This window comes from Liquorilactobacillus mali KCTC 3596 = DSM 20444 (assembly GCF_000260415.1).
GTDB classification, from domain to species: Bacteria; Bacillota; Bacilli; order Lactobacillales; family Lactobacillaceae; genus Liquorilactobacillus; species Liquorilactobacillus mali.
The window spans coordinates 1-17,764 of sequence record NZ_BACP01000011.1; the positions used below are offsets into that span (position 1 = coordinate 1).

The 17,764-nt window shown below is 35.6% G+C and carries 15 protein-coding genes and 1 pseudogene; 13 read left to right on the plus strand and 3 right to left on the minus strand.

What is annotated here, in order from left to right; genetic code table 11:
• Positions 1 to 185 precede the first annotated feature (185 nt).
• From GSM_RS01875 to GSM_RS01910, 8 genes are all read left to right on the plus strand, one after another.
• The gene (locus GSM_RS01875; protein ID WP_010077714.1) at positions 186 to 1,139 is read left to right on the plus strand and encodes an LCP family glycopolymer transferase; all 954 of its coding nucleotides are present in this window, start codon (positions 186 to 188) and stop codon (positions 1,137 to 1,139) included.
• A gap of 15 nt (positions 1,140 to 1,154) precedes the next feature.
• On the plus strand, positions 1,155 to 1,928 hold the full coding sequence (locus tag GSM_RS01880) for a YveK family protein (RefSeq protein ID WP_010077715.1): 774 nt from the start codon (positions 1,155 to 1,157) through the stop codon (positions 1,926 to 1,928).
• A gap of 18 nt (positions 1,929 to 1,946) precedes the next feature.
• Complete coding sequence (locus GSM_RS01885; protein WP_010077716.1) at positions 1,947 to 2,714, plus strand: CpsD/CapB family tyrosine-protein kinase; 768 nt, start codon at positions 1,947 to 1,949, stop codon at positions 2,712 to 2,714.
• On the plus strand, positions 2,656 to 3,468 hold the full coding sequence (locus tag GSM_RS01890; RefSeq protein ID WP_010077717.1) for a tyrosine-protein phosphatase: 813 nt from the start codon (positions 2,656 to 2,658) through the stop codon (positions 3,466 to 3,468). The genes GSM_RS01885 and GSM_RS01890 overlap by 59 nt, the downstream gene beginning before the upstream one ends.
• A 352-nt stretch (positions 3,469 to 3,820) precedes the next feature.
• A complete protein-coding gene (locus tag GSM_RS01895) occupies positions 3,821 to 5,122 on the plus strand; it encodes a Firmicu-CTERM sorting domain-containing protein (RefSeq protein ID WP_010077718.1) in 1,302 nt (433 codons plus the stop codon).
• Entirely contained in the window at positions 5,119 to 5,739 is a 621-nt protein-coding gene (xrtG, locus tag GSM_RS01900) for an exosortase family protein XrtG (RefSeq protein ID WP_010077719.1), read from the plus strand. Before GSM_RS01895 ends, xrtG begins: the two co-directional genes overlap by 4 nt.
• The gene (locus GSM_RS01905; protein WP_010077720.1) at positions 5,732 to 7,081 is read left to right on the plus strand and encodes a TIGR03111 family XrtG-associated glycosyltransferase; all 1,350 of its coding nucleotides are present in this window, start codon (positions 5,732 to 5,734) and stop codon (positions 7,079 to 7,081) included. Before xrtG ends, GSM_RS01905 begins: the two co-directional genes overlap by 8 nt.
• Positions 7,074 to 7,463, plus strand: a complete 390-nt coding sequence (locus GSM_RS01910) for a 6-carboxytetrahydropterin synthase (RefSeq protein WP_010077721.1) — start codon at positions 7,074 to 7,076, stop codon at positions 7,461 to 7,463. The genes GSM_RS01905 and GSM_RS01910 overlap by 8 nt, the downstream gene beginning before the upstream one ends.
• 119 nt (positions 7,464 to 7,582) lie before the next feature.
• Here the strand turns inward: GSM_RS01910 and GSM_RS01915 are convergent, their stop codons facing one another.
• The gene (locus GSM_RS01915; protein ID WP_010077722.1) at positions 7,583 to 9,130 is read right to left on the minus strand and encodes a TIGR03766 family XrtG-associated glycosyltransferase; all 1,548 of its coding nucleotides are present in this window, start codon (positions 9,128 to 9,130) and stop codon (positions 7,583 to 7,585) included.
• Between the two features lie 232 nt (positions 9,131 to 9,362).
• Here GSM_RS01915 and GSM_RS01920 point away from each other — a divergent pair, with 232 nt between their 5' ends.
• The 4 genes and pseudogenes from GSM_RS01920 to GSM_RS01940 all read left to right on the plus strand — a co-directional run bounded on the left by GSM_RS01920 (position 9,363) and on the right by GSM_RS01940 (position 15,156).
• Positions 9,363 to 10,475 carry a GGDEF domain-containing protein gene (locus GSM_RS01920; RefSeq protein WP_010077723.1) on the plus strand — a complete coding sequence of 371 codons (1,113 nt, stop codon included), beginning with the start codon at positions 9,363 to 9,365 and terminating at the stop codon, positions 10,473 to 10,475.
• Positions 10,476 to 10,607: 132 nt separating this feature from the next.
• The gene (locus GSM_RS01925) at positions 10,608 to 12,914 is read left to right on the plus strand and encodes a carboxypeptidase-like regulatory domain-containing protein (protein WP_010077724.1); all 2,307 of its coding nucleotides are present in this window, start codon (positions 10,608 to 10,610) and stop codon (positions 12,912 to 12,914) included.
• Positions 12,915 to 13,529: 615 nt separating this feature from the next.
• Positions 13,530 to 14,306: pseudogene (locus GSM_RS15350) on the plus strand (GGDEF domain-containing protein).
• A 76-nt stretch (positions 14,307 to 14,382) separates the two neighbouring features.
• A complete protein-coding gene (locus tag GSM_RS01940; protein WP_010077727.1) occupies positions 14,383 to 15,156 on the plus strand; it encodes a sulfite exporter TauE/SafE family protein in 774 nt (257 codons plus the stop codon).
• A gap of 97 nt (positions 15,157 to 15,253) precedes the next feature.
• On the opposite strand, the gene GSM_RS01945 is transcribed toward GSM_RS01940, so the two are convergent.
• Together GSM_RS01945 and GSM_RS01950 are read right to left on the minus strand one after the other, a co-directional pair.
• The gene (locus GSM_RS01945) at positions 15,254 to 15,475 is read right to left on the minus strand and encodes a DUF2922 domain-containing protein (protein ID WP_010077728.1); all 222 of its coding nucleotides are present in this window, start codon (positions 15,473 to 15,475) and stop codon (positions 15,254 to 15,256) included.
• A 37-nt stretch (positions 15,476 to 15,512) separates the two neighbouring features.
• Positions 15,513 to 15,713, minus strand: coding sequence for a DUF1659 domain-containing protein (locus tag GSM_RS01950; protein ID WP_010077729.1), 201 nt, complete (start codon positions 15,711 to 15,713; stop codon positions 15,513 to 15,515).
• 393 nt (positions 15,714 to 16,106) lie between these two features.
• Here GSM_RS01950 and GSM_RS01955 point away from each other — a divergent pair, with 393 nt between their 5' ends.
• On the plus strand, positions 16,107 to 17,516 hold the full coding sequence (locus tag GSM_RS01955; RefSeq protein ID WP_010077730.1) for an amino acid permease: 1,410 nt from the start codon (positions 16,107 to 16,109) through the stop codon (positions 17,514 to 17,516).
• The last annotated feature ends 248 nt before the right edge of the window (positions 17,517 to 17,764 follow it).

Genomic DNA, 17,764 nt, shown 5'->3' on the forward strand with positions numbered 1-17,764 from the left:
CAATAATTCATATTCACATGAATGAATGTTGAATTTAAATAGATAATTATAGTTTAGATGTCTATATATCCTGATTAGAAGATAAATTTTTTTGAACTATTCTTTTTTAGTTCTTATATTGTTATAATCAGATTGATAGGTTTGATTTGCTGGTGTTGAAATTATTGAAGATAGGGGATCTTAAGATGCCAAATGAAAAAGTACATAGACATCATCATGGTAATAGGAAAAAGAATAGAGCTTGGCGAATTATTATATCTCTCTTAATATTCTTTTTTATTATTGGTGGGGTAATTGTTGCAAAGGTGTATAATGACACGAAAAGTGCAGTTGATACTACATACCACAAAGTTAAACATGATAGTGAGCGTAGTGCAGCAAGAACCATTAGTAACGGGAAACCATTTTCTATTTTACTTTTGGGGACTGATACAGGGGACTATGGTCGTACATATAAGGGACGGACTGATACAATAATGGTAGCGGTTGTGAATCCTAATACGAAGAAGACGACCCTAGTAAGTATTCCACGTGATACGAAGGTCGCTATTCCTGGACATGGTTTTGAAAATAAAATTAATTCTGCTTACACATATGGTGGGACTAGTATGGCAATGAATATTGTCCAGAGTTATCTCAATGTTCCAATTGATCATTATATTGAAATGAACATGGGAGGACTAGTGCAGTTATCTTCGGCGCTTGGTCCGGTTAAGGTATACAATGATTTGGACTTTACTAGTCGGGGATATCATTTTAAGAAGGGAACTGTCACTCTCAATAAGAAGAATATCTTAGCTTTTACCAGAATGCGCTATGAAGACTCTCGTGGCGATTATGGACGGCAATTGCGACAAAGAAATGTTCTTGAGGCACTTGTTAAGAAAATTGCTACTGTTCAAGGTATCACTAAGTATCAGAGTATCTTATCTGCACTTTCCAGTAACATGAAGACGGATATTACGTTTAACGAGATCAAAACGATTGCTACTAAGTATCGTTCTGCTGACAACGTTAAACAGATTCAGCTTCAAGGATATGGTAAAATGATTGGTGGTGTCTCGTTCCAAGTCGTTCCACAAAAGAACGTCAATGCTGTAACTAAGGAATTGAGAACTGCATTGGAATTAAATAAATAGTATAGGAGCAAATTGATGAGTGAAGAAGTAAATAATGAAACAGTGATTGATCTCAGACGATTGTTCGTCTTACTCAAGAAGAATTATCTTGGAATCATCTTGTGGGGGATAATAGGAGCAATAGTGGCTTTTATTGTTTCCTTTATCTTCATGACCCCACAATATAGTGCATCGATTGATCTTTTGGTTAACCAAAAAGCTGATAACGAAAGCCTGCAATACAATGTGCAGCAGGCTGACTTGCAGGCAATCAATACCTATGAAGATGTCATCAAGAAACCCGTTATCCTAGAACCTGTTGTGAAAGAGTTGCGTCAGAAGGATAACTATTCTGGTTCTGTTGCATCTCTTGAGAAGTTGGTGTCAATTTCTAATGCTACGAACTCTCAAGTGTTGACAGTTACGGTTACCGATACAAATGCATATACTGCTGCTGATCTTGCCAACAGCATTGGTAAAGTCTTTAGTCAGAAGATTAAGAAGATGATGAAGGTTGACAATGTGACTATTGTTACCAAGGCAACTGCGAATACGACGCCTGTATCACCTAATAAGAAACTCAACTTATTAATTGGAGTCATTGTTGGTTTGTTGATAGGAGTTGCAATTGTTGTCATCAAGGACTTGCTTGATACAACTGTTCGTGATGAGAAGTTCTTGACTGAAGAACTTGGACTTACGAGTTTGGGTGCAATCAGTCATATTCAAGGCAGAAAGTATCGGCGTGTTGTAAATGTAACCATTGGTGGTAACGTGGATAGCGAGAAGCTTTCAAGGCGAAGAGTATAGGAGGGGAGGTCAAGAATAATGTTTGAATTTAAAAGTAAGAAGAAGAAAAAGAATGAATTGTCCATGGATTCAATGCAGAATGGTGTTGAAATGATTTCTGCAGCCGATCCAAGTTCTGTAATTTCTGAGCAATTCAAAACAGTTCGTACCAATATCCAGTTTTCTAATGCCGATAAGCGCTATCGCAACATCCTTTTGACCTCTTCAATGGCTTCAGAAGGAAAATCGACGATTGCTGCAAACTTAGCAGTAACCTTCGCCAACCAAGGCTTAAAGACTTTTTTAGTTGATGCTGATATGCGTAGACCAACTATTAATGCAACATTCAGTATTGCCAATCCTAAGGGTTTGACTAATTACTTGACTGACCGTGACTTCGACGTTAATCAAGCAATCTATGAGACATCAGTTGATAACCTCTTTGTTATGCCAAGTGGGCCAGTGCCACCTAATCCTGCTGAATTATTGAATTCGAAGCGGATGGATCTCTTGATTAAGGCACTTTCGGATCAGCTTGACCTAGTTATCTACGATGCTCCGCCATTGTTATCGGTTACTGATGCTCAGGTACTCTCGACCAAGGTCGAAGGTACAATCCTTGTGACTCGTCAGAATACTACTGAAAAGGAAGCTGTAAAGCACGCTGTTGACCTGTTGAAACATGTAAATGCCAACATCATTGGTTCGATTTATAACGATGTTCGTTCAGAAGGCGGGAGTGGATACTATGGCTATTATGGATATGGATATTACGGAAAATCTGACAAAGAGCAAAAAAATAGTTGATCTGCATTGTCATCTGATTCCAGGGATTGATGATGGTTCACCTGATTTAGAACATTCATTAGAGCTTGCACGACAAGCTGTTGCTGAGGGGATAACACATATTTTGGCAACACCACATCATTTGGATGGAGATTATGTCAATCATCGTATTGATGTAATCAAACATGTTACTGATTTTCAAAATGAATTAGATAATCATGGAATCCCGCTTGTTATCTTTTCTGGGCAAGAAGTTCATATCAACGGTGACTTAACCGAAAGGTATGACGACTTGTTAGGAATTGATGAAGACAAGAAGTACATGCTGATTGAGTTTCCTCATGGCTCCGTTCCCAAGTATGCCAAGCGTTTGTTTTTTGAACTACGTAAGATGGGGACAACACCTGTGATCGTTCATCCAGAACGCAATCATGAGATTCAGGGAGACTTGAATCTTTTGTATAACTTTATTGCTGATGGTGCTTTAGCTCAGCTGACGGCCACCAGCTATATTGGTGGTTTTGGCGAGAAAGTCCAAGATATCTCCGAACAGCTGGTTGAACATAATCTTGTACAGATCTTTGCATCTGATGCCCATGCACTGAAGGGGCGCAGCTTTGCTTTACGAGAAGCATTCATCAAGCTCCGTACCGAATTAGGGCAGGCTAAGGTTGATGAATTCGAAGGCAATGCGGAGAATCTGCTCAATGGATTACCAGTTTTTGCAAGAGACTATTCAGGAATAGCTAAAAAGAAGAAATTCTGGTTTTTTTAGAAAATTTATATTATTGTAGGGTAAGTGTTTGTTTCTTAAGTGAAATAGATACTTATTTTTTATTTATATAAATTTAATTGTTATTGAAAGAAATTCATTTGACTATAAATATACAAATTAATATTATAAAAAAATAAAACAAATAAACAGTATAGATAATTATAGAACTCTAAAAAAATAATTACCTTATTTAGGGATAATATATTACTTTATTTATAAGTGGATTTTTTGCAAGAAATTTCTTTTGCTTAGTAGTTTTAGGTAATCAAATATGATATGATGAAAAAAGTGAATTGTGAATTTTATATCAAACGAATTTATCTTTATCTATAATATTAACTAGGGGAGTATTATGAAAAAATTTTTGTTGATGCTGTTCTCTATTTTTGTACTATTTTTTATTGGCAATGCAAATGTTTATGCTGATAGTACGTCTTCAACAGGTCAGATTAGTATTGATGGCAATTTTGATGATTGGACTGGGGTATCCAAGACTAGCGGAAGCTGGAGTAATTTTGCATTACTCAATGATGATGACTACGTATATATATATATTGCATCAACTGGGGTGACGAATAGTAGCTACTATAATTCGATAACTTTACAAGCAGGTGGACAAACATCGTGGTTAACTGTGAAAACAAATCAGGCTATTACAAGTAGTTCAAATAGTGTTTCGATTACAAGTGGAAGTGACTTATATAACGGAACAAGCGGAACTGATCACAAGAATATTAGCGGTTTTGTTTCGGTTATCAATGGAAATACTTATCTAGAAGTAGCAGTTCCACTCAGTTATATAGGAGCTGAAAGTGTGAATACTAAAATCACGATGGCTGATGAGAATTATGGTTTGAGCGGATCAATTGTGAGTTCAACCATAAGTTCGAGTTCGTCTAGTAGCTCAAGCTCTTCAAGTAGTTCAAGTTCTTCAAGCAGCAGTTCGTCTTCGAGTTCTAGCAGTTCAGGTTCGGCCAGCAGTTCGAGTTCATCAGATAGTGAAAATAGTTCTGGTGAATACACAGTCGGCCAGTACAACATTGTGATTGATGGTAGTTTCTCAGATTGGGATGACATTAGTAAGACTGATCTGACTGAACCTGGTGATGACGGAAATGTAAAGCGTGCGGCAATGGTTTCAGATGGCACCAATCTTTATATTTACGTGCAGATGGATTATACAAATAATTATGGGTATAATCACCTGCAGACAGATGGTTATTATTTGACAGTTGGCGGGATACAGTATTATTTCACTGTTAGGAGCCCAAATGGCAGTAATTCGCTTAGTAACAATCTCAAAAACTTAGGTGATAAGACAGCACTGAAAATCGGTCTTGGAAGTAATTATAATGGTAACTATTATGCTGAACCAAGCAACATTGAAGCTGAAGCTGCACGAATCGCAAATAATGCCGGTTCTCCAACTGATACAATGGAGATCAAAATTCCATTGTCAGACTTTACTCTCTCCAGTCAATCTGGGCAGATAATAACTTTGAAAAACAGTAACTTGGGTTCTCAAACTGTTACAGTTTCCGGTGGTAGCACAGGTCCAATTATTTTAGCAGTTATCGGTCTAGTGATTGCATTATTAGGTTTATGGAAATTTAAAAGCTTTAGGAAAAGAAAAAAGGGTTGGGTGAATAGATGAACCCGTTAATTATAATAGGAACTGTCATCTGGCTATATGTCTTGACAGTTCTTAAGCGAACGCAACTGATGGCCTACTTTTTTATATTCGGAAGCGTGGGCCTCTTCTTTATATTGATTGCTCTCAGTGACCCTTATTGGGTCTGGTTCTTCACACATATGGTCATTCAAGGGGTGAAGGGGTTTGGTATTCTCACTGGAATGTGTACTGTGATGTCTAAATATGGCACCGTCCATATTATAAGTGGTAATATGTCAAGTCTATTAATGACGATTGACTATGAATGTTCAGGTATCATCGAAACATCAGCCTTTGCAGCACTTGTAATCTTTTTTCCGGCATATTCGAAGAAGGAACGGCTCTTTTATGTCATATTAGGAACGCTCTGGATATATCTCGCTAATGTAATTCGCCTCGTAATTGTGGTCGTGATTGTCCATTATTTTGGATACACAGCTTTCTTTTTGGCACATACCATTATAGGAAGACTAGTCTTCTATGGTTTGGTGATAGCACTTTATTACAATGTATTTACGTATTCGCAGTTATCACAGGGTTTATATAATAGGTTTAAGTCTGCTTTCTTGATTAGGAAAGGGAGTGCAGGTAATGATTAGTTACTGGATGGATTTAACTCTCCTTAAGATGGGATTCTGGATTACGTGGACAATAATCCCGGTTGTGGTGGAGATTATTCCTGCATTTGTGTCCAGTATTCATTTGTTATTCAGCTATTACAATAGACCGAAACTCATAATACCTAAGAAACTGCCGATGATAACTGTGATTGTGCCAGTCTATAACTCTGCAGATACACTATTCGAGTGTATTGAGTCGATTGCTAGGTCGACATATCCTACCAACCTGACACAAGTAATTATTGCTGACAACCAGAGTACTGATGATAGTTTTGCTGTTTTCAATGATGCTCAAAATACTTTCAGTAATCTGAATATGCAAATAATTCATACTGACAAGGGAAAGGCACAGGCACTGAATTCGGCAATCTATGGTGCTATTGGCAAATATATCATAAATATTGATAGTGATGGGATTTTAGACGAAAAAGCCTTGATGAACATGACTCTTCATTTTGAGAACAACGAGAAAGTTGCAGCGATGACAGGTACGATCTTATCCAATCGGCGACTTATTAAAAAGATAAGTGGTTGTTGGCACAAGATAATAGCTGAGAATGAATATTATGAATATGCGCAGGCTTTCTTGTCTGGGCGAACAATTGAATCATTCAAGAATGAATTATTTACCATGTCTGGTGCCTTCTCAGCATTCAGAAGAGATGTACTGCTCAGAACATTCATGTATAACACTTCGACAGTGGGCGAAGATACCGATATGACTTTTCAGCTAAGACAGCGTCTAGGAGAGCAAGTTGTACTGTGTCCAGATGCTATCTTCTACATTGAACCGATATCTGGGATAGGGGAGTTGTACACGCAAAGACAACGATGGCAACGAGGTCAGTTAGAGACCTCTAAGAATTTTGCAGAAAAGAAGACAGTTGGTCTGATGTCTTTCTTTAAGAATTTCGTTGTCCGCCGTTTAATTATTGACCACACCTTTATGTTCCCAAAAATGATTTGGTTTTTTGCCACGTTTGTATTACTCTTTTTCCGTTACTCACCAGTGATACTGCTTGTTTCATATCTATTGATTTATATTTTATATGTTTTAGTTTGTACCTTGAATTATGTCTGTGTTCGAATCTTATTGCAGCCGTTTCCGGATGAAAAGATTTATTATAAGAAGCTCTGGTGGGTCGTTTTCACATTTCCATGGTATAACTTAATCTGTTCGATCATCAGATTCATTGGAGCAATTAATACGATAACAAGACCGACTAATTGGAATTCTGAGAAATTTTCTGTTGAAGCTAAGCGCTTAGTCACACGTATAAAAGACGATATTAAAAATCTGAGAGATGATAAAAATGATTAAATTATATAAGACCTATAGAATCCGTTCATATGTTAATGCCAGCCATGCCATGAAGTGGAAAGATGGGGTTGGTGAGAAGCACACTCACACATGGGAGTTAATTTGTGAGATCGGCAGTAATGATGGAGAAATGATTATCTTTAATGATATTGACAAGGCAATTAATAGGGTTACAACGTATTTTTCGGGGAAATTTCTAAATGATTTGCCTGAATTTGCTAAGAAAAATCCTTCACTGGAGAATTTAACAGAAATTCTTTTTAATTTATTGGAAAATTCACTGCATGAAATAAATGCAAGTTTAATGAGGCTTGAAGTTGGTGAATCGCCAACACATTTTTATGCACTTACAAGTTCGTTATTTTTTGGAAGAGATGAATGATTCTTTCCTATGAAATAAGATTGACAGTCACGTGAGACAACGAAAGCCAGGGACTGCCGCAAAATAATTGTTTTGTTACAGTCTCTGGCCTTTTCTTTTATAATTTAATTTTTGAAGAATCAATCTTTTCTTGCCCAAGCAATGATTTTTTTAGTTCTTGCAATTGCAGGTGTAAATGATATTGTTGCTAGCAGTAATATAATCGGTAAGTATTGGATGATATAGCGGCTTCTTCCTCCTTCAAAAAGCAGGAGAAACAAAAATCCGCCTACAAGAGAGAGTTTTAGAAAATCTCTGAATTTCCATTTCTCGTAACCTAAGGCAATAATACTGAGTGTAAAGATCCACCATGTTTGCGCCATAAAGCGAAAATCAGCAATATTTCTTCCATACAGGAAGATAAAGTTTTTTAATTTACCACTGATTGTTTTCGTTGTCGGTTTTTGGTTTTCTCGAAAGAAGTGGCCTTCCTGTAACCAACCAAATGTACCATCAGCAGTATTATTACCTTGTTTTTTAATAATGAACTTTAAATATCCAAAAGCACCAAGTTGTTTTAGGCGCTTGAATAACATTTTCTTTGAATATTCGGTTTTTTGTTTTTTTGTCTGTAATACGGCCATTTCAAGAGCTTGTTTTGCATTATATCCACCAGTACCATATACTCCCATCGACATGAAGTGGATGGCAGGAATTGAACGCCAAGATTGAATTTTTATATATTTCTGTTCTTTAATGGCATCACTTGTTATCTTATAAGTTGTGAGAGACACACCACCAATGACAGTTAGTAATAGAATTATTTGGATTAAGTGGATGTTAAAAAAGTTGATTTTTCGAATCATCAGACTTAAGATTTCAATTATTACGATTGCGATAACAGGAATTATTGCTGAGGGTTTTATGAAATATGCCAAAATAATAGCAAGGCCAAATAAAACGGCAGCAATTACCTTAAAAGTAAAATGGATACTTTTCTTTGCCATGATACAGTAACAGAGAATATAAAGGGAAACGGAGGGTAAAACCCATGCATCAGTGTATGGCATGATGATGCTCAGGAAAAACAAGAGCCATGCACAATGCACGTAAATGGCAATTCCAAGTGATTTGCGTTTTACAATTGCGATGCTCAGAATATTAAGTATCGCTGATATATCAACTAATACTAAGGTAGTGTAATCAAAAAACATCCAGGAAGAGTGACCAGTTTGAACTATTATCCAACGCATTAATAAAGTAATCGGTAAATTATTTTGGTTCAAGCTGTAGTAAGCTGCAACATTGGGTTCAAGAACATGTTTGTGATTAACAGCTGCGTAGTGCAACATGCCGGCATCAAATCCACTAACCGGATGTACATAGTATACAAATAGTATTTGCAAAATAATAATTATGATAAAAAGTAAAGGGGCAGTTATGTATTGATTCTTAATGAAGATAAAGTAAAAGAAGTTCTTAACTTTTTGGAACAATACAAGCGAAGTGACTAGTATGATTGCAGCTATGATTGCGTAGGTAGTTAACCACGTTGTACTTGTTCCAAAAGTTGAATTGTCCCCGAGAATAATATTTGGTGATGTCCAAGCAAAATAAAGGGTAAGGGCAAATAGAATTCTCCAAAAAATGTTAATAGTTTTGTATCCTAGATCATATATGATTTTCAAAGAAGTACCTCCAGAATAAGATTTATAATCCAAATTAGTGATTTTAAATTCTTGTTTAACTGTAGTGCCAAAACAAGATTAGTGAAGATAAATTTTAAGTTTCCATCAAACTGCTGTAATTAATGTAATCAAAAAGGAAAATTGATTAATAATTATGGTGACTTTTATTAGAATTTTTTGTTGAATAAGATTAGTTAATGCGTTTAAGAATTTTTGGGTGGTTGTATATAAAATGTTAGAAATGTTTATTTTAGGACTCATGACTCCAATTATCACAATCTGTTTTTTATTTTGCAAGTACTATTTTTTTAGAATATATGTGGTTTCCTTAGAGCGTAAGCTTTGGGCCAATATTATCTTCTATTTTTTCCTAAGTACTTTCTATTTTGTAGTAGGAAGTTTCAATTATTTTTACCTTGAAATTGTTTGTTTTCAATATGTCGTTGGAATTACCGCTTTCTTTCTTGATGGCAGAATCAGAGGTTATATAGCATTTGCATTGATGCCTCCAGTATTGACAGTTGTAGAACTAGTGAATGGTGTATATTCTGCAGCAACGATTCGTTATATTTTCTTAATAATGCTCGGCTCCATTGCATTTTGCGAACTAATTAATTTCTTAACTGATATTGATTTGTTTTCAAAATACGCTGCTTCCCTGGTTGTAATAAGCATTGCTTCACCAGTTCTGATAGGAGCTCAGTGGAAGAATGTGCCTCAAACATACGAATATGTCTACATACCTATTTTGATCGGATCTATTATTATTGTGAGCTTTGTTTATGGTTATTCAGCGGCTTTGCAACGAAAAGAAGTACAAATACTAGAGCTTAGGTATGAAGCAACATATGATGGGTTGACAGACTTACAGAATTACGATTCTTTTTCTAATTATGTAACTGAAAATGATACTGAAAAACCGCAAGTGCATGTTGTAGTTATGCTTGATATTGACAATTTTAAACAAATTAACGATACCTTCGGACATTTAGAGGGTAATAATGTTATTAAATTCTTTGCAGCTAGCTTAAAGATCTTTTTCAATAAGAATTGTCCGAAAAATGTTGAGATTTATCGTTTTGGAGGCGAAGAATTTTGTATCCTATTTAAAGATCAAAACATTGGGGACTGTTTTGATCTGATGCTGCGGTTTCAAGAGGAACTTAGTTCAAAAGACTTCTTAACAGATAAAAGGCAACCGGTAAATATAACATTCTCAGGTGGCATTGCTGAGGCAAATGAATTTGATGAAATTGATAAAGCTGTCAAAGCTGCAGATATGGCGCTGTACCTAGCTAAGAAGACGGGACGAGCTAAGATAGTCTGTCCTGATTGCGAAATCTGATGAAAACTTTAATTGGTGAGGAATTTATGAAGTATTAGATTAAATTTAATCTTAAATTTAGCTTGTACTATGAGTACTACTCCAATTATAATGTAAAAAGGGGATGAGAGCTTAATTAAAGGGGATTAACGATTGAAAAAATGGGGTTTAGGGATAATAGTTATTTTGTTCGGTTCATTGTACGCACTATTGGCGGCTAACCAACATAATAATCAAATAACTAATAAACAGACTAATAATTCAGAAATTGTGACCGAAAAAGGTTTGGGAAGCCAAGGTGCATCCCTTAAAAGTAGTAATAAGTTTGCAGCGCGATTGCAAAATAAAGGTGCAAGTACGGCCACTGTGGCCAATGTTACATTATCAAAATCGGCTAAACTCGCAAATAGTGTGATAAGTGACAAAAGTGATAGAGTAACGGTTGCTGGTGTTTTATCACAAAAAAGCGGAGTGGCTCTGTGTAATCAAGTAATATATGCTAAAAGCTCAGTTGAGGATATCAAGCTTTCTACGGATGGAGAAGGCGATTTTTTTGTACATTTATTAGGTGATCAAAAATATACTTTGACTACTTCGGATGGATTACAGCTTGGCAGCATTACAACTGGTGATATGAGTAGAAGCACTAATGATGATGGCATAATTGAATTAGGGAGAACATTTAGAAGCCAATCTTCTTCAGGGTACATTCAGCTTAATTCAAATACTATCTACTTTCCAAAATCAGAAGTGATTTCGGCAGGTAATAATGGAATTATTATTAATGGAACGCAAGATGTGTATGTTGGTGATGTGGTGCTTGCAGATGGAGGATTGAACCATGCAGATGCAGCAACTGTTAAGATAACTAGTGTACAACATGAGGATAATAAAACAATTTTAAATGGCACAAGCGTAACCATGACATCACTCTTTCAAGAGATTCATTCAGGGAGTCATGGATCTTTTAGTACAGTGAAGATTTTACCGAATACACAAGTTGCAAGTCTTAATCAAAGCGGGAATAGCCTAACAGTCGACGACGGGCAAGGTAGTACTTTGAATGTAGAAGTAGCTACAACACCATCTCTTGAAATTGATTATTCAAGCACCCGTGGTATGAAACAGATAGTGGCATCTTTTAAGACTACTGCTAAAATACAGGGGCATATTAGGGCAGAAGGAACAAAGGTGACAAGTTATAACATTGGCAATGCGATAATCTCGACTGATATTCCTTTTCTATCTGTTGATGTACCGTTAACCCTAAATGAGTCTTTGCAAGCTGAAAAGGGCAGTACTGTGGATGTAACAGGTGAATATACTTCAAATATCAACTTACAAATTAATAATAATGAACTAATGAAAACTGCAAGTCATGAGGTAACTACTGATTTGTCTGGCAGCACAAATGCGTTGCATTTAAACTTAGGTGTGGGTGTTGCACCCAACATCTCAATTGCAGGTAACAAGTTGCTTAGTATGAGTAACTACTTGGGTTTTAGTGATAATGTGGATGCTGATTTAAATGAGACTCAAGATAGTCATTATAGTGCTGAAGTTGAGAGTCCTTTCTTGGGAAGGCCATATAGTTTCGAAGAAGATGCACCTCTTTTTAGAACTGCTAATATGCAGGTGAATACTGATACCTCAGGAGCAGTGACAAATATGACACTAACTCCAGGTGAGACAAGGATACTATATTTACCAGAGTATCGTGGCAGTAACGCTGATTTGACTTCTAATACTGCTGGTCCAATCTCAATCACTAAACTATCAAATGGTGTGTATGAATTGACAGCGGATGAAGATGCTGTTACTGGGGGGAGTGCCAGCCTGACATTTTTAGATACCTCTTTAAATGGGCATCTTATTAGTAGTAAGGCAGATCTTACAGTGAACATTGTCCAATCAGATAAGTCTAATATCAGTGGGGACATAGTGGATGACTCAAATAAGGTTGGAATAAAAAATGCGCAAGTAACTTTAGTGAACGAAGCAACAGGCGAAACTTACAGTACCATTACTGACGAGAGTGGCAAATATACAATGGAGCTGCCACGTGGTAATTATCAAAGTACAGTCACTGCAAGTGGATACAATTCTGGGAGTGAAAGATTAAATGTCAATACCGATGAATCAGTGTATGACACTGAGTTATCTTTGACCGAATCCAGTTTGCACGGAGTTATCAAGAATTCAGTGACTGGTGCGAACATTGACGGAGTATCGTTATCTTTTAGATCCGGTAGTGATAATACAACAGGTGAATTGGTTGGAACCACAATCACTGATGGAAGCGGTGCTTATAGTCTCAATCTTCCTACAGGTAATTATACAGTCGAGATAGTGAAAGATGGATTTGTGACAAGCTATAAAAATATTACTGTTAATGAAGATACAGAAGGAACTGGGATGGATGCATCATTACTTCCAAGTGAGAGTGTAGTTGGCTCCTAAGTATGCGTTAGGGTACTTGACTGCTTAAAATAGATAAGGTTAGAACTAGTATAAAATTAGAGGAATATACACTATTATTTTCATGATTTTGTATCACATTGCCAAGAGTGAATGTTGTAAAGTAATCAGTTAGTTTAATCAAATTTTTTAATTTTGTTTATATAAATTAATAAAGAGTGTATAATTTATTAAAAATAGTTGGATTGTATGTAATTTTCAAAACACCATATTAAGGTTGTGATCTTTTATATGTTCAATACATTGTTTGTCCTGGTGTTAATTCCTATATTGATCGTTGGATTTACCTATGAACTTTACGTGTTAAGTGAAAGTGAAAATATGAAGAAAGTAAACGCACTCTTTAAGTACGTTGCGTTGTTATTTTTGTTCATAGTACAAGAATATTTTATTGCTTATATAACGTATAATACGATCGGTTTCATTTGTTTCCAGTATGCAATAAGCATTGCGACTTTTATGATTTCTCGCAGATTTGCGTTGATGACAAGTCTTTTTACACCAATCGTTATCTCTTTGTTTTTATATAATATTGATGAATTTTCAATTCTACTTTGTGCATTGAGCACTGTTTCTGTGATGATTATCTTTTTTATGATGAATACATTCTTGAATAAGTCTTTCACTGTTCAATTTTATCGCTATAGCATTACTTTGGTTTTCATTAGTTTGTTAACCATGAATCCTGCTGTTGGATACTTTGATATTCATTTCTATACCATCGCAAATTTCTTGAAGGTGTTATCAGGTTGTTTATTGATTATTCGCTTTTCCTATATCTTTTTCAGAGAAATTAATCAGAAGAAGGAAAGGATAAGTGAACTAGAATATATGAAATCCCATGATAAATTAACCGGTCTGTATAACTATCGAGAATTTACGAAAAATTTATCAATTATAAATCAGGAATCTGGTAAAAGTTACATAGCTGTAATGCTAGATATTGATGATTTTAAAAAATTCAATGATGAATTTGGTCATAATGAGGGAAATGGTATTCTGGAAAGTTTTCCAAAAAAGCTTATGGATCATATAGTGAATGATAACGAAAACAACGCTACAATTTATCGTTTTGGTGGTTAAGAATTTTGTATCCTGCTTGAAAATACATCTATTGAATTGGTACATACAAAGTTAAATAGTTTTATTAGGTATTTGCAAGCAGAAAATTATAATACTGAATCAGGAAAAAAATTACATGTTTCATGCTCTGGAGGAATTGCAGATAGTCATAATTTTGGGACAATATACGAGACTGTCAGAGCAGCAGATGATGCACTTTATCAAGCTAAGAAAAAAGGGAAAGCACGTGTTGCTGTTAATTCAGCAAGTGGTTTTGTTGCTGAAAAAGTGAAAGTTGATTCTGTTCAATAGTGCTTATTCAAGGTATAATAATTCCACAGCTTGAGAATTTTATTTGTAAGAGAGAAGAAAAGGGTGCAAATTTAATATGCTTTGGATTATTATATTTTTGGTAATTGCTGGTTTTTTTGCTGGATTACTGCAATCAGTTGCAGGGTTGGCATCATTAGTATCTTATCCAGCATTATTGCTGGTTGGTGTTCCACCAGTAATCGCCAATGTTACCAATACGACAGCATTGATTTTTTCAGGAATCGGTTCGTTAATTTCTTCATTTAAAGAATTGAAAAATCATTGGAAAAAATTATTATTTTTTGTAGTTTTATCGCTTGTTGGTAGTGTGTTTGGCAGCTGTTTGTTGCTGTACTTGCCGTCTGCGTCTTTTGAGAAAATTGTGCCATTCTTTATTTTTGGCGCAGGTGTACTTCTGTTGATGTCTAGTCGTAAGAAGAAAGTGGCCGGTGGCAGTGAACTAAATGGACAGAATAAAGCGCAAAGTATGTCAAAACTAGTTATCAGTTCGATTTGTATAATTTTAGTTGGTGGATATACTGGTTATTTTGGTGCAGCGGGTGGTGTGTTGTTTCTTGCAATTCTCTCGGCAATTACAGACGAAGAATTTCATATCGTTAATGCAATGAAGAATGTGATAACATTTGCCGGGAACTTAACTGCGACATTCATCTTTATTTTTAAATCGCATATTGCATGGCATTATGTGATCCCAATGGGTGTAGGATTGTTGGCAGGTGGATATGTTGGACCGATCATTGTTCGTCATGTCAATATACATTTATTGCGGATCTTAATTGCATTTGCAGCATTTGGACTTGCTATTTATTTGTTGGTTACAGCATATTAAAAAAGTTTATCAATTTAAGACAAAACACCACAGTAAGAAAATGAAAATTCTTTACTGTGGTGTTTTGTCTTATTCTTATATGTCAGTTTTTACATGATTATTCGAAAATCGGTGTATCTGTTGTCTCTACATATTTAGCAGAGATTGGTGTTGTATAAATCTGTTCACCGCTTTTATTGACGAAAATTCCAAGTTCGGCTAGATCTGCCATTGCCTTTTGAATGACTTCTTTATTCAGATCGTTATTCGCATAGCTGAGACGGAAGTGATTCTTTGTTTTACCAGATTGACTGCCAAAAACCATGTCTAATTGTTTCATTTGAACTCCCCCTAATTTTTATTTGGTATCTTTACAGCTATTTTGCAACTGTTTCAACGGTGGTGACCTTTGTTTCTGAGATTTCATCAGCTAACAAAGTATTCAAGATTGTGGTAAAAGCATTGATGTTGTCCTCCGTTAAACCTTCCTTAAGGTTGTTGAAAGAATGCTTAATTTCTGAGCCATCTGCACTAATACCTGTTGTTGCGATACTTGATTTAACCCATGCTTTACTCATGTAAAACACCTCCATTTTTATTTTGCAAGTGCTGCAGCAGCTTACACTTATACAAACGAAATGAAATGTAAAAACGTCAACTTAATTTTATTTTTTTGTAAAGTTTAATATTTTTTATATCAAGTCTTGTTAGAAGGCCATTCTAAAATATTGAAAAAAGCAGTTTAATTCTAGCTCTAATAAATAAAGTTAATTTTCCCGAAATCAAAAAAGTGTTCCGCTTACATTAATAAAACATATAAAATGGTGGCATTTTACTTTTGAAAACAAGATAAAAATTGCAAATCAGCAATTCTATGTCATAAAACACTACATGAAATGTAGTTATAAAATTGACATTCTAAGAATATGATTATAAAATCATTAATACATCAAATGAAAGGTGATGTTTGTATGAGTAGTATTTTTAGAAAGAAGAGTGTAGCAGAGCTCACAAGTGGTGCAACCCCACTTAGACGTACACTGCGCACTATGGATTTAACTTTTCTAGGAATTGGTGCCATTATTGGTACTGGGATTTTTGTTTTAACAGGTAAGGGTGCTTTAACAGCAGGGCCTGCATTATCTCTATCATTCTTAATTGCTGCTATCTGTTGTGGATTTGCCGGTTTATGTTACGCAGAATTCGCGTCAATCGCTCCTGTTGCTGGATCAGCCTATACATATTCCTATGTGGCGTTTGGCGAGATTGTTGCCTTTATTATTGGTTGGGATTTGATTTTGGAATATGCATTAGGTGCCGCAACGGTTTCAGTTGGATGGTCTGGTTATTTCGTTAACCTCATAGATAACATGGGAATTCATTTGCCAACTGTTCTTACCGCAGCAGCTGGAACAACACCTGGTGTCAATACGATATTCAATTTACCAGCATTCTTGATCGTTATCGTAATTACATGGGTTATCTCAATTGGGATCAATTCAACAAAACGTGTTAATGATACAATGGTTATCTTGAAGCTTGCAGTTATCGTATTGTTCATTGTATGTACAGTTTGGTTTATCAAACCTCATAACTGGGTTCCATTCTCACCATATGGTTGGTTCTCAACACATGCTGGTGCTAAAGCAGGAATTATTCCAGCAGCTTCAATCGTGTTCTTTGCATTTATTGGTTTTGACTCTGTTGCTTCAAGTGCTGAAGAAACAATTAATCCAAGTAAGACTTTACCACGTGGTATTCTGATATCACTTTTGATTTCTACAGTACTCTACATCATTATGACATTGATCATGACAGGTGTTGTTAAGTATACTGTGTTCAACAAGTTCCTTAATGCTCCCATCTTGGCTGTTCTTGCTTCGACAGGCCAGACATGGTTGTCAGTAATCGTAAGTATTGGTGCTATCTTGGGTATGACAACTGTTATCTTGGTTCAGCTTTATGGTCAGTCAAGAATTACTTATTCAATGTCACGCGATGGACTGTTTCCTAAGTTCTTCGGTGAAGTTAATGAGAAGTACAAAACACCATTTAAGGGAACTTGGTTCTTTGGTATTATCACAGCTCTCGCAGGTGGCTTTATCAACTTGAACATTTTAGCAGAACTTGTAAATATCGGTACTTTGACAGCATTTATCTTGGTTTCTGCAGGTGTTCTCTGGATGCGTAAAAGTCAGCCAGATCTTCACCGTGGTTTCCGTGCACCAGGCGTTCCTGTAACACCAATTATTGCTATTATTTTCTGTTTAGTTTTAGTTGCCGGACTTAACTGGGAGACTTGGTTAAGGTTTGTTGTATGGTTTGCAATTGGTATGGTTCTATACTTCACATATGGTCGCAAACATTCATTGATGAATTAATATAAATTTAAGATAAACAAAAATTACAGCATGTTAGCATGTGCTTTGTATTTTTTCAAAGATGGACTAGGTCGAAAGTTATCTCTTGACTTGGTCCTTTTTTGTTGCGTAATAATGGTATTCATAATGCAAAAGACTTAATATTTAAACCTTGGCAACTTAGGTCATACATTCTGTTGTTTAACATTCGTAAGTATTAAACACAAATTTTATTGTAAAGAGAGGTTAAATGAGTATCTATGCAAAAC

What these genes read in the sequence shown, in the direction of transcription:
- GSM_RS01875 (WP_010077714.1), top strand. Translation starts at nt 186, where the DNA reads ATGCCAAATGAAAAAGTACATAGACATCATCATGGTAATAGGAAAAAG.
- GSM_RS01880 (WP_010077715.1), top strand. Translation starts at nt 1,155, where the DNA reads ATGAGTGAAGAAGTAAATAATGAAACAGTGATTGATCTCAGACGATTG.
- GSM_RS01885 (WP_010077716.1), top strand. Translation starts at nt 1,947, where the DNA reads ATGTTTGAATTTAAAAGTAAGAAGAAGAAAAAGAATGAATTGTCCATG.
- GSM_RS01890 (WP_010077717.1), top strand. Translation starts at nt 2,656, where the DNA reads ATGGCTATTATGGATATGGATATTACGGAAAATCTGACAAAGAGCAAA.
- GSM_RS01895 (WP_010077718.1), top strand. Translation starts at nt 3,821, where the DNA reads ATGAAAAAATTTTTGTTGATGCTGTTCTCTATTTTTGTACTATTTTTT.
- xrtG (WP_010077719.1), top strand. Translation starts at nt 5,119, where the DNA reads ATGAACCCGTTAATTATAATAGGAACTGTCATCTGGCTATATGTCTTG.
- GSM_RS01905 (WP_010077720.1), top strand. Translation starts at nt 5,732, where the DNA reads ATGATTAGTTACTGGATGGATTTAACTCTCCTTAAGATGGGATTCTGG.
- GSM_RS01910 (WP_010077721.1), top strand. Translation starts at nt 7,074, where the DNA reads ATGATTAAATTATATAAGACCTATAGAATCCGTTCATATGTTAATGCC.
- GSM_RS01920 (WP_010077723.1), top strand. Translation starts at nt 9,363, where the DNA reads ATGTTAGAAATGTTTATTTTAGGACTCATGACTCCAATTATCACAATC.
- GSM_RS01940 (WP_010077727.1), top strand. Translation starts at nt 14,383, where the DNA reads ATGCTTTGGATTATTATATTTTTGGTAATTGCTGGTTTTTTTGCTGGA.
- GSM_RS01945 (WP_010077728.1), bottom strand. Translation starts at nt 15,475, where the DNA reads ATGAAACAATTAGACATGGTTTTTGGCAGTCAATCTGGTAAAACAAAG.
- GSM_RS01950 (WP_010077729.1), bottom strand. Translation starts at nt 15,713, where the DNA reads ATGAGTAAAGCATGGGTTAAATCAAGTATCGCAACAACAGGTATTAGT.
- GSM_RS01955 (WP_010077730.1), top strand. Translation starts at nt 16,107, where the DNA reads ATGAGTAGTATTTTTAGAAAGAAGAGTGTAGCAGAGCTCACAAGTGGT.